The organism is Arenimonas aestuarii, from assembly GCF_054781715.1.
This window is the reverse complement of sequence record NZ_BAAGTW010000006.1, coordinates 322,955-335,427: the sequence shown is the minus strand read 5'-3', so window position 1 is coordinate 335,427 and position 12,473 is coordinate 322,955. Positions and strand designations below refer to the sequence as shown.

At 67.6% G+C, this 12,473-nt stretch carries 9 protein-coding genes; 4 read left to right on the top strand and 5 right to left on the bottom strand.

What is annotated here, in order from left to right; all coding sequences use genetic code 11:
* Positions 1-31 precede the first annotated feature (31 nt).
* The 4 genes from ACYVJH_RS11095 to acs all read right to left on the bottom strand — a co-directional run bounded on the left by ACYVJH_RS11095 (position 32) and on the right by acs (position 6,871).
* A complete protein-coding gene (locus tag ACYVJH_RS11095) occupies positions 32-913 on the bottom strand; it encodes a lysostaphin resistance A-like protein (RefSeq protein ID WP_460454708.1) in 882 nt (293 codons plus the stop codon).
* A gap of 144 nt (positions 914-1,057) precedes the next feature.
* On the bottom strand, positions 1,058-4,153 hold the full coding sequence (locus ACYVJH_RS11090) for a ligand-binding sensor domain-containing diguanylate cyclase (protein ID WP_460454707.1): 3,096 nt from the start codon (positions 4,151-4,153) through the stop codon (positions 1,058-1,060).
* Positions 4,154-4,241: 88 nt separating this feature from the next.
* On the bottom strand, positions 4,242-4,907 hold the full coding sequence (locus ACYVJH_RS11085; protein ID WP_460454706.1) for a response regulator transcription factor: 666 nt from the start codon (positions 4,905-4,907) through the stop codon (positions 4,242-4,244).
* Positions 4,908-4,909: 2 nt separating this feature from the next.
* Entirely contained in the window at positions 4,910-6,871 is a 1,962-nt protein-coding gene (acs, locus tag ACYVJH_RS11080; protein WP_460454705.1) for an acetate--CoA ligase, read from the bottom strand.
* Positions 6,872-7,089: 218 nt separating this feature from the next.
* Here acs and ACYVJH_RS11075 point away from each other — a divergent pair, with 218 nt between their 5' ends.
* The 4 genes from ACYVJH_RS11075 to ACYVJH_RS11060 all read left to right on the top strand — a co-directional run bounded on the left by ACYVJH_RS11075 (position 7,090) and on the right by ACYVJH_RS11060 (position 10,873).
* Positions 7,090-8,412, top strand: coding sequence for a DcaP family trimeric outer membrane transporter (locus ACYVJH_RS11075; RefSeq protein WP_460454704.1), 1,323 nt, complete (start codon positions 7,090-7,092; stop codon positions 8,410-8,412).
* 23 nt (positions 8,413-8,435) lie between these two features.
* Positions 8,436-8,705, top strand: a complete 270-nt coding sequence (locus ACYVJH_RS11070; RefSeq protein WP_188663397.1) for a DUF4212 domain-containing protein — start codon at positions 8,436-8,438, stop codon at positions 8,703-8,705.
* 3 nt (positions 8,706-8,708) lie between these two features.
* On the top strand, positions 8,709-10,478 hold the full coding sequence (locus tag ACYVJH_RS11065) for a sodium:solute symporter family protein (RefSeq protein ID WP_460454703.1): 1,770 nt from the start codon (positions 8,709-8,711) through the stop codon (positions 10,476-10,478).
* A 95-nt stretch (positions 10,479-10,573) separates the two neighbouring features.
* A complete protein-coding gene (locus tag ACYVJH_RS11060; protein ID WP_460454702.1) occupies positions 10,574-10,873 on the top strand; it encodes a hypothetical protein in 300 nt (99 codons plus the stop codon).
* 31 nt (positions 10,874-10,904) lie between these two features.
* Here ACYVJH_RS11060 and ACYVJH_RS11055 read toward each other — a convergent pair whose 3' ends face one another.
* Positions 10,905-12,449 carry an SDR family NAD(P)-dependent oxidoreductase gene (locus ACYVJH_RS11055; protein ID WP_460454701.1) on the bottom strand — a complete coding sequence of 515 codons (1,545 nt, stop codon included), beginning with the start codon at positions 12,447-12,449 and terminating at the stop codon, positions 10,905-10,907.
* Positions 12,450-12,473: the final 24 nt, after the last annotated feature.

The window sequence follows — 12,473 nt, the reverse complement described above, 5'->3', positions numbered from 1 at the left end:
GCTGCCGGCCTGCGGATAAACCGCCGGCCGGTCAACGCCCGTGGTCCATGGCGGCAGCACCGAATAGCCGTCCCCGCTTCCTGGCGAAGTGCAGAAGCACGCCGACCACCAGGGCCACCACCACCAGGGTCAACAGCGAGTTCTCCGGGCCGAACAAGCCGCCAGTCAGCCAATCGGGGCCGCGGTATTCGGTTCGGACCGGCGCGGAATCGCGCCAGTCGTCGATTCCCGAGAGCGGCACGCCGCTGCACAGGATGGTGAAATTCCAGGCGAAGTGGTTCAGCCCGCAAATCCAGAGGTTCCGGAACAGTACGAAGAGCAGGGCCCACATCGCACCGAGCAACGTGACGGAAACCACCGTCGCGACCATGTCCCAGGCGTTGCCGTCCATCGCGAACACGTTTTCCAGGTGGACCATACCGAACACCACGGCTTGCAGGCACAGTGCCGGCAGCGTGCCCCAGGCCGTCTCGAGGGTCTGGAACAGAACGCCGCGGTAGACCAGCTCTTCGAGCATCGCGGCCACCAGCAGGAAGCCGGCGACTTCCAGCAGGCCCCACTGCAATCCCTGGTGCGCCGTGACGGCATAGATGCCGAAAGCGAACAGCGGCAACAGCGCGAGCGCGATCAGCGCCGCCCCGGCAAGGGCGCCCAAGGCGACTCCGGCCAGCGCCGGGCGCAGTTCGTTGACCGGGCGTTTGCGGAAGAAGCGGACGTAAAGCCAATAGCCCAGCATCGCGCTGATCAGCGTGCCGAACCGTTTGAGCTGCGTCGCCAGCACCGGGTCCGGATCGAAGGCCCAGAGCAGGGCGGGCAACAGCAGCGCCCGGAACACGAGCGCCGTGCCGATGATCGCCGCCATCGCCAGCAGCAGCTGGCCGACGACGCGCAGGACAACACGAAGCTGGGACATGCCATGCGCCGGTGGCCCGGCCCATGCCGGTAAAACCAGTCTAAGGCGGTCCGCAGCCGCCGGGCCAGACCAACTAATGCCACTGGCGCGGGCAGGCCGGCCCCTTCAGTCTCTGGTGGCCGCCGCCTTGGGGCCACCCGCCGGTCAGGCCGCGTCGTCGCCCGCACTCACCACGCGATCACGGCCGGCCCGCTTGCCGTCGTAAAGTGCCGCGTCGGCCCGGGCGATGCAGTGCTCCAGCGTGCTGTCCGGCCGGACTTCGGCCACGCCCAGGGTCAGGGTCACCGAAACCGTCGCCTGGCCCAGGCCCACTTCTGTCGCGCTGACCGACTTGCGCCATTTCTCCGCGACCTCGGCGGCCGCCGCCAGGTCGGTTTCCGGCAACAGGAAGATCAGCTCTTCCCCGCCCCAACGCGCCACCGTGTCCTGGGCGCGCTTGTTGCCCGCCAGCGTCGCGGCGACCGCCTTGAGCACGGCGTCTCCGACATCGTGACCATGGCGGTCGTTGATGTTCTTGAAGTGGTCGATATCCGCCAGGACGATCGAGAGCGACTGCCCGCTTCGGCGCGAACGCGCTATCTCGGCGCGGGCGACTTCGATGAACGCGCGTCGATTCGCCAGCCCGGTCAAAGGGTCCGTGCGCGCCAGCGCGGCGAGTTCGTCGTTAGCATTGGCCAGACTTTCGGTCCGTTCCCGCACCAGGGCCTCCAGCGCCAGTGCACGCGCGGCCAGTCGACGTGTCCGCGCGATGAACACCAGGTACAGCGCCAGCAGCCCGGCCAGCAGCGCCAGGCTCCGGAACCACACCGTCTCGTGGAACTCCGGCTCCACATGAACCCGCAGGGCCAGGGTCTCCGGGCTCCAGGCGCCAACCCGGTTGCTTGCCTTTACCCGCAGCGTGTACCTGCCAGGGTCGAGATTGGTGAAGGTGGCGACGCGTCGTTCGGCGTTCACCTCGGTCCAGTTCGGCTCGTAGCCTTCGAGCAGGTAGGCATAGGCCAGGTTGTCGGGCGACGAGTAGTCGAGCGCGGCGAACTCGACCGAGAATCCCCGCGACTGCGGCGGCATCAGCAGCGGATCGACGCCCACCGGTGGCGCCACCGGTTCGCCATCCACCCACAGTGAGGACACCATCACCGGCGGCGCATAGTCCCAGCGCGCGTAGGCCTGCGGGCGCACGACGGCGATGCCGCGCGGGCCGCCGAACAGCAGGCGGCCATCCCGAGTGCGCGTGTAGGCGCCAATCCAGCCGCCGCCGATGTCGAAGCCTTCAGGTCGGCTGAACTTGTCGAGCGTGCCGGCCTCGAGGTCAACCACCACGCCGACGTCCCACACCCTGCCATCGTCCGCGAGTACCAGGTTGCTGGCCACCTGCCCCGGGGGCAGTCCGACACGGGTGTTGATGGATTCGAAGCGGGCCGCCGGTCCGTCCCAGCCAATGAAGCGATCAATGCCGCGGGCCGTGGCGGCCCACAAATCGCCGCGGGCATCGACGACCAGGCCGTTGACGTCGTTGCTAGACAGACTGTCATCGCGACGCGGGTCGATCAGGATCGTCCGGAGCTGCTCCGCGCCGGGTGCAAGCGCATACAGGCCGGTGTCGGTCCCGACCCAGAGGGTGCCGTCGGGCGTGATGGCCATCGGGCCCACGGAGCCGGCGAAGCGCTCGTCGGGCGCCCGGTCCGTCACGTACCGGCGGGTGTCCTGCGAGACGGGATCGACCCGCAGAAGGCCGCTGTTGGTGCCGACCCAGACGATGCCCTGTGCATCTACCAGCAGTCGCTGCACCTGCATCTCGCCGCCCGTGAAGCCGGCGGCCCAGGGCTGGAACCGGCGTTGCGCCGGGTCGTAGCGGAGCAGCCCGGCCTGTCGGGTCCCCACCCACACCGTGCCGTCGGACGACTTGGCCAGCGAGATGACCGCGCCATCGGGCAAGGCGCCGGGCGTGCCGGGTTCGGGGCGGATGCCGCCGATGCGCCCGCGCTCAAGATCAAGCAGGTCGATGCCATTGCCGTTGGTCCCGGCCCACACCGTGCCATCGTCGAGCTCGAGCAGGGCGAACACGTCCTCGGAGCTGAGCGACGTCTCGTCGCCGGGCACGTGCCGCACCATGCGGAAGGCCTTGTTCCGGGTGTTGACGTGCTGCAGGCCGCCGCCCCAGTTGCCGATCCACATCAGGCCGGCGCGATCGGCCAGCAGCGCGCCCGTGGTGTTGCCGGCCAGCGTGGTGTTCATGGCGGGCTGGTGGCGGAATCGCTGCAGGATCCGACCCGAAGCGGGGTCCAGCACGTCCACGCCGGCACCGTAGGAACCGGCCCAGAGTCGGCCATCCTGGTCGAACGCGAAGTTGGCAATCCATGGGTGGCCAATGCCATCGGCGGTGCCCAGCGGCAGGGCCGTAATGGTTCCCGACTCCGGGTCGATCCACCCCGCGCCCCGGGTTCGCCCTCCCCACCAGATGCGACCGTCGGGGGCCTGCGCCAGCGCCCAGATCTCCTGGCCGGCCAGCAACCCGCCGTCCTCGTCATCCGCCCCCACGTTCCGCAACTCGCCCCCGCCGGGTGGCAGCAGGCTGACGCCGTCCCAGGTCCCGACCCAAAGCCGCTTCTGGTGGTCGAGCAGCAGCGACCGGACATGCGGATTGCTCAGTCGTCCCGACCGCCCGCCGTCGTCGCCATGCCGGTGCAAGCGCTGGTTGCCGGAGCCATCGAGCTCGTCCGCGCCGAGGTGATAGAGCCCATCGTCGGTCCCGACCCAGACGCCGCCTTCACCATCGGACGCGAACGCGTCCACCCGTCCGCTGGACAGGCTGCCCGGGTCCTGCGGGTCGGCCTTGAAGTTGTGCACCTTGCCGTCGTCCGGATTCATCACGGCCGCACCGTCGGCATTCGTGCCGATCCACAGCCAGCCCTCCTCGGACACCCAAAGCCGCCTGACGAACACGCCGGAGGTGGAGGGGTCCTCCTTGGGCAGCACCACGAACCGCCGGAAGCGATAGCCGTCGTATCGCAGCAGGCCGTTCTGGGTGCCGATCCACAGGAAGCCGTTGTGGTCCTGGGCCAGGGCGGTAACGATGTCGTTCTGGATGGCATCGTCGTCGTCTACGGTTTCGACCAGCGGCACGCCGATCGACGCCACCGCCGACGCGGGCGACAGGCAGACCAGTGCCGCCAGCAGGCACGCGCAGCACAGGCGCGCGGTGGCCCCCGGCGTCCCCCGACCATCGATCCGGTCAAACATCATCCTGCCCCGGCCCCGCGACTACTACGGCCGCATCGCAATCCCCGGCGACTACCTTAGCCCCTTGCGACGGGTCGTGCAGCCGGTTTCATGGACCAGGTTCGGGTCCCGGATCCACGGCCAGCCGTCCGGCCATCAGCACGGCCTGGGTGCGATTGCTGGCGCCGAGCTTGCGCAGGATGGCGGTCATGTGGGCCTTCACCGTGGCCTCCGAAACGCCAAGTGCATGGGCGATCTGCTTGTTGAGCAGGCCGCTGCCGAGCATTCCCAGCACGCGGAACTGCTGGGGCGTGAGTTCCTGCAGGCGGGCGGCGATCTGTGCTTCGCCGGGAGCCAGGCCTTCGGCATGTTCGGCCTGCGGCGGCGCCCAGTGGCCGCCGTCGAGCACCGCGGCGATGGCATCGCGGATCGTCGCCGGATCCGACGACTTGGGAATGAAACCGGCTGCGCCGTGATCCAGGGCGCGGCGCACCACGCGGGCCTCTTCGCGCGCGGACACCACGATCACCGGCAGTTGCGGCTGCACCGCGCGCAGGTGCACCAGGGCGCTGAAGCCGTGGGCACCGGGCATGTTCAGGTCCAGCAGCACCAGGTCGGCGTCGGGATGTGCCTCGGCGCTGGCGAACAGCGCGTCGGCGCTGTCCGACTCAACCAGGTGCGCACCCGGCAGCAGCCGCGACACCGCACCCTTGAGCGCCTCGCGGAACAGCGGGTGGTCGTCCGCGACCAGGATGGTGGGCGCGGCACCATTCATCCTCAGCGCACCTGGCGCTCGTTCACCAGCGACTCCACCACCGCCGGATCGGCCAGCGTGGACGTATCGCCGAGCGTGCCGCGGTCGACGCCCTCGGGGCCGGCCTCGGCGATCTTGCGCAGGATGCGGCGCATGATCTTGCCGCTGCGGGTCTTGGGCAGGCCCGGCGCCCACTGCAGCCAGTCCGGCGCCGCGATCGGCCCGATCTCGTGCCTGACGTGGGCGATAAGCTCCTTGCGCAGCGAATCATCGGCCTCGACGCCTGCCTTCAGGGTGACGTATGCATATATGCCCTGCCCCTTGATGTCGTGCGGCGCGCCGACGACCGCGGCTTCCGCAACGGCCGGGTGTCCCACCAGCGCGCTTTCCACTTCGGCCGTGCCCATGCGGTGGCCGGAAACATTGATCACGTCGTCGACGCGGCCGGTGATCCAGTAGTAGCCGTCGGCGTCGCGCCGGCAGCCGTCGCCGGTGAAATACAGGCCCGGATAGGTCTTGAAATAGGTGTCGATGAAACGCTGGTGGTCGCCGTAGACCGTGCGCATCTGGCCGGGCCAGGAATCCTTGAGCACCAGGTTGCCTTCGGCGGCGCCCTGCAGCTCGCGGCCCTCGGCATCCACCAGCGCCGGCTGCACGCCGAAGAACGGCAGCGTGGCCGAGCCGGGCTTGGCGGGAATCGCTCCGGGCAGCGGCGTAATGAGGATGCCGCCGGTTTCGGTCTGCCACCAGGTATCGACGATGGGGCAGCGCTCCTCGCCGACGACGCGGTTGTACCACTCCCAGGCCTCGGGATTGATCGGCTCGCCGACCGTTCCCAGCAGACGGATGGACCGGCGCGAGTGCTTCCTGACCGGTGCGTCGCCTTCGCGCATCAGCGCGCGGATGGCAGTGGGCGCGGTGTAGAAGATCGTCACCTGGTGGCGGTCGCAGACTTCCCAGAAGCGGCCCGGGTCGGGATAGGTCGGCACGCCCTCGAACATCACCGTCGTGGCGCCATTGGCCAGCGGCCCGTACACCACGTAGCTATGGCCGGTGACCCAGCCGACGTCGGCGGTGCACCAGAAGACGTCGTCTTCCTTGAGGTCGAACACGCATTCGTGGGTGTAGCTGGCCCACACCAGGTAACCGCCGCTGGTGTGCAGCACGCCTTTGGGCTTGCCGGTGCTGCCGGAGGTGTAAAGGATGAACAGCGGATCCTCGGCGTTCATCGGCCTGGCCTCATGCGTGGCCGGCTGGGCGTCCACCACCGCGTCGTACCAGCGGTCGCGCGGCATCTGCATCGGCACGCCGCCCCCGGTGTGGCGGACCACCAGCACGGTTTCGACGCTGTTGGTGCCCGGCTTGCCCAGGGCTTCGTCCACGTTGGCCTTGAGCGGGATCGCCTTGCCGCCGCGAAGGCCTTCGTCGGCGGTGATCACCAGCTTGCTGGAACAGTCGGCGATGCGGTTGGCGATCGAATCCGGGGAAAAGCCGCCGAACACCACCGAATGGATCGCGCCGATGCGCGCGCAGGCCAGCATGGCCACTGCCGCTTCCGGGATCATCGGCAGATAGATGGTGATGCGGTCGCCCTTGGCCACGCCCAGCGCCTCGAGCGCGTTGGCCAGCTGGCAGACCCTGGCGTGCAGCTCGCGATAGGTGATGCGCCGCGGCGCCGCCTTGGGGTCATCGGGCTCCCAGATGATGGCGACCTTGTCGCCGCGCTCGGCCAGGTGGCGGTCGAGGCAGTTGGCGGCCACGTTGAGCTCGCCATCGGCGAACCAGCGGATGTGGAAATCCTCGGCGTCGAAGCTGGTGTCCTTGGCCTGGGTGAAAGGTTTGGTCCACTGCAGACGCTGGCCGTGCCGGCGCCAGTACGCCTCGGGGTCGCGCACCGAATTTGCGTAACTCCGTTCGTAGTCATCGCGGCGCAGCGCGGCGGCGGCCTCGAAGGCCGGGGGGACGGGAACGATTCGCTCGGACATGGAGGCTCCTGCGGCGCGCGGCCGCGGTGGTTCTTCAACAAGATTACTCGCCTGCCGGACATTCTGGACCGGCGGGGGGCTGGCCCAATTAGACCTTGGTCTAAGGCGGCCCCGCAAAGCCGCCGGATTAGACCAATGGCGAATGGCCCGCGTCCGCCCGGCGTCACAGACTCCGCGGGCCATTGGGGCCAACCGTTCGGATTTCCGGGAGGGGAAAGATGAACCGACACACACGTTACGCGCGCTCCGCGCTGGCGCTCGCCGTTTTGCTGGCGATCGCCGTGCCCGGACAGGCGCTGGCGCAGGACGCCGGCGCGCAGGACCTGGAAGCCCGCATCGCCCAGCTCGAACAGATGGTGCAGGGACTCAAGGCCGAGCTCGACGCACAAAAGGCCGCCGAAGCCGCCAAGCCGGCACCGCCGGCCCAGCCGATCCAGGCCGCCACGATCATGCCCGCCGCCAATCCGGGCACTCGCTTCAGCTTCGGTGGTTTCATCAAGTTCGACTCGATGTACACCGACACCAGCGATGGCGAGATCCCGGACGGTTCCACCGGCCGGCTGTTCTACGTGCCCAGCACGATTCCCGTGGGTGGTGTTGACGAAGACGGGGCCGACCTCGATTCGCACGTCCAGTTCTCGCGCCTGTGGTTCGGCGCCGACACCGACCTGGACGGCCACAAGCTCAAGGCCTACCTGGAAATGGACCTGTTCGGCGGCGCGCTCGGCAACGAGATCGCCACCAACACCTACGGCGTCACCATCCGCCACGCCTACGTCAGCTGGGACAAGTGGCTGGCCGGCCAGACCTGGTCGAATTTCCAGGACGCGGGCGCGCTGCCCGACGCGGTGGACTTCGTCGGCCCGACCGAAGGCACGATCTTCGTGCGCCAGGCCCAGCTGCGCTACACCAACGGCCCGTGGTCGTTCTCGCTGGAAAATCCGGAGACCACCTATGCGGGCTACCTGACCGGCGCCCGCGGCAACAGCGACGACAACTCGGTGCCCGACGCGACCGTGCGCTACATGCACCGGGCCAGTTGGGGCCACTTCACCGTCGCCGGCCTGCTGCGGCAGCTCAAGTACGAAACCGCCACCAGCAGCGAAAGCGAATCGGCCTTCGCGCTCAGCCTTTCCGGCAAGTGGAACATCGGTGCCAAGGACGATATCCGGTACATGCTCAGCGGCGGCAGCGGCCTGGGCCGCTACCTGGCGTTCGGCCTGGGCCCGGATGCCATGACGGCGGCCGACGGGTCACTCGAGGCGCTGGACGGCTACGGTGGCTTCGTTGCCTGGCGCCACGCCTTCAGCCCGAAGCTGCGCGGCAACCTTTTCTATTCGATGGCGCAGTTCGACAACGACCCGCTGCTGACCGGCCTGGCGTTGACCGAATCGGCGCGGTCCTTCCACGCCAACCTCATCTACTCGCCGCTGCCCAAGATCGACATCGGCGCCGAGCTGATCTGGGGCAATCGTGAACTCGAGAGCGGTGCCGACGGCGACATCCGCCGCCTGCACATGCACGTGAAGTACAGCTTCTGACCCTGCGCCGGGAGGCAAAGACCATGAGCAATCCCGTTACCGAAGAACGGCGCCAGGAATACTGGCGCCGGACCCTCCGGGTCACGGCAATCCTGCTGTCGATCTGGTTCGTCGTTACCTACGTGGTGATCTTTTTCGCGGTCCCGCTGAATCAGTTCACCTTCCTGGGTTTCCCGTTCGCCTTCTACATGGGCGCGCAGGGAGCATTGATCGTTTACGTGGCGCTGATCGTCTTCTATGCCTGGTACATGAACCGGCTGGATCGCGAGTTCGGCGTGGCCGAGGAGGGCTGACCCATGTCCGGAGACTTCGTAAGCCGGCTTCCCAAGATCTATGGCATGTACACGGGCGGCTTCCTCGCGTTCGTGATCGCGCTTGCCATCGGCGAACAGATGGGCATGCCCAATGCCTGGATCGGTTACGTGTTCATGGCGGCGACCATCGGCCTGTACGCGATGATCGGCATCATGAGCCGCACGGCGGAGACCGACGAGTACTACGTCGCCGGCCGCCGCGTGCCCGCCCTGTACAACGGCATGGCCACCGGCGCCGACTGGATGTCGGCGGCCAGCTTCATCGGCATGGCCGGCACCCTGTATGCGCAAGGGTATGACGGCCTCGCCTTCGTGATGGGCTGGACCGGTGGTTACGTGCTGGTGGCGCTGTTCCTGGCGCCCTACCTGCGCAAGTTCGGCCAGTACACCATCCCGGACTTCCTGGGTACGCGCTATGGCGGCAACCTGCCGCGCACCATCGGCATCATCTGCGCGATCACGGCGAGCTTCACCTACGTCATTGCCCAGATCTACGGCGCCGGCATCATCACCAGCCGGTTCCTGGGCATCGACCTGGCCACCGGCGTCTGGGTGGGCCTGATCGGCGTGCTGGTGTGTTCGCTGCTGGGCGGCATGCGTGCGGTTACCTGGACCCAGGTGGCCCAGTACATCGTCCTGATCATCGCCTACCTGGTGCCCGTGGTCTGGCTGTCGATCAAGGTCACCGGCAACCCGGTGCCGCAGCTGGCCTACGGCGAAGTGCTGCAGCAGATCACCGTGCTCGAGCAGCAGCTCGGCGTCACCGCCGGGCATGCCACGCCCTTCGTGAAGAACGACATCGTCAACTTCATGGCGCTCACCTTCTGCCTGATGGTGGGTACGGCCGCGCTGCCGCACATCCTGATGCGCTTCTTCACCACGCCCAGCGTCAAGGAGGCCCGCAAGTCGGTGGGCTGGTCGCTGTTCTTCATCTTCCTGCTCTACTTCACGGCGCCGGCCTATGCGGCGTTCGCCAAGCTCGAGGTCTATTCCAACGTGATCGGGCAGTCCATCGCCACGCTCCCGGCCTGGGTGGCCTCGTGGACGCAGGTCGGCCTGGTGTCGGTGTGTGACGCCACCAATGCCGCGGCCACGGTGAAGGGCTGCGTGGCCAACGGCAACGGCGACGGCATCCTGCAGCTGGCGGAGTTGATGCTCAATGCCGATGCGATCGTGCTGGCCACCCCGGAAATCGCCGGCCTGCCCTACGTCGTTGCCGGCCTGGTGGCCGCTGGCGGCCTGGCGGCGGCGCTGTCGACGGCCGATGGCCTGCTGCTGACGATCTCCAACGCGCTGTCCCACGATGTCTATTACAAGATGGTCAACCCGAACGCGACGGCGAAGAAGCGCCTGACCGTGGCCCGCATCCTGCTGCTGGGTGTGGCGGCGATCGCGGCCTACGCGGCCTCGCACGCACCGGCGACGATCCTGTCTATCGTGGCCTGGGCATTCTCGATAGCCGCGGCCTCGTTCTTCCCGGCACTGGTGCTCGGCATCTTCTGGAAACGGGCGAACAAGGCCGGCGCGGTGGCGGGCATGCTGGTCGGTTTCGGACTGACGTTGTTCTATCTGGTCAACGTGAAGTTCCTGGGCATGACCCCGTGGCTGGGCATCAAGGACGTGTCGGCCGGCATCTTCGGCATCCCACTGGGCTTCCTGACCATCTGGGCGGTCAGCCTGATGACGGCGGAGCCGTCGCAGGAGACCAAGGACATGGTCGAAGACCTGCGTTACCCGAAGCTCGCCAGGTGATGGCGACCGCCGCGGCCTTCCTCCCCGAAGGCCGCGGCATCCCGGGGCGCCGGTGCAGCCCGCACCGGCGCCTTTTTCTTGACTAGAATCCAACGATGCTGACGACCTACACCTTGCTGAGTTTCGTGATCGCGGTCCTGATGTGGACCCTGATCGGCCGCGGCGTGCTGCGACTGCTGATCCCCGGCGACCCAATGAAGAACCCGGTCTACCGGCTCTTCACCTGGGCGCTGTGGCCGGTGCTGGCACCACTGCGGGCGACGCTGGGACGCGTGGTCCCGCATTCGCACCTGGGCTGGTACGCCTTCATCATCCTGCTGGCACTGCGCATCGGGCTGTACATGCTTTTCTACAGCCAGGGCTGGCTGGTGCTCCCGGCCAACACGCCCCAGTAGGAGCACCGTCAGGCGCTCCTGCAGCAGTCCGCTACCAGTCGGTCGGGCGGTAGTCCTTCAGGAACTGGCCCCAGACGTGGGTGCCCGTGTTGAAGCCGTCGATGATCGGGTCGACGATGCGGGCGGCGCCGTCGACGATGTCCAGCGGCGGGTGGAAACGTTCTTCCTTGGTCTTGCGCGCCGCGATCTCGATCGGGTCTTCGTCGGTGATCCAGCCCGTGTCCACCGCGTTCATGTGGATGCCGTCGCCGTGGTAATCGGCGGCCGAGGTGCGCGTCATCATGTTCAGCGCGGCCTTGGCCATGTTCGTGTGCGGATGCCGGGTGGTCTTGAAGTTTCGGTAGAACTGCCCCTCCATCGCCGACACGTTGACGATGTGCTTGTCGCGTTCGGGCGTGCGCAGCATCAGCGGCTTCAGGCGCGCATTGATCAGGAACGGCGCGATGGCGTTCACCAACTGCACTTCCAGCAGTTCCACCGAAGGCACCTCGTGCATCTGCAGGCGCCAAGAGTTTCGGCCGCGCAGGTCCACCTGCTGCAGGTCCTGATCGAGCCGGCCTTCCGGGAACAGGTGCTGCTGGCCCAGCAGCTCCTCGGCCAACAGCGGCACCTGCGAGAGTTCGGCGGCACGGGTCAGGCCGGGCGTCGCGGCGTCGTGGGCCAGGGTATTGGCGTCGGGCACCAGGTCGTAACCACGCAGGCCCTCGTAGCTGCCCAACAGCTTGCGTACGTGTTGTGGCATGTCGCCGTGGGCGGCGGTTTCGCCCGCGATCATGTGGGCATAAAACGCCGGCGGGCGACGCACGGTCTGGCAAGCGTTGTTGATGATGAAGTCCAGGCGCTCGCGCGTGGCCAGCAGGGTCTGGCAGAAGGCCTCGACGCTGGGTGTGTGACGCAGGTCCAGGCCGAACACTTCCAGGCGATGCCCCCACTCGCCAAAGTCCGGCTCCTGCGCGTATCGCGCGGCCGAATCACGTGGGAAGCGCGTCGTGACGATCAGCGAAGCGCCGGCGCGCAGCAGCTTCAGGCCGGCCTGGTAACCGATCTTGACGCGGCCACCGGTGAGCAGCGCGACGCGGCCCGTCAGGTCCGCGGTTTCGGTGCGCTTGAGGAAGTTGAAGTCAGCGCAGGCCGGGCACATCTGGTCGTAGAAGTGGTGGATGCGCGTGTACTTTTCCTTGCACACGTAGCAGTGCTGCGGCTCGATCGTTTCGCGCGCGGGATCGTCGGTGATGTGGTCCACCGGCGCCTTGGACGGCGGGAAATAATTGGGCGTCTGGAACACCGGCTTGCTGCGCAGCTCGCGGATGCCGGTGGCATTGAGCACCGCGTCGTCGTGCGCGTTGCGCTCCTTGACGACCGCACGCCTGGCCTCGCGGCGGCGCTTGCGGTGGTCAATCGGGTCGGGATTGTGGAAGCGGTTCACCGCCGCCTTCAGGCGCTTCTGTTCCTCGACCGGCAGGGACTCGAAGACGGTGCGGTCGGCGGTCACGCTGTCGAGCAGTTCGGCCGCGGCGCGCAGGCGCTCGATCAGGGCATCGCTGCCGGAGGGCGGTGGGGTGGGCGAATCAGTCATGTCTGCAGGCAGGAAAAGCACGGC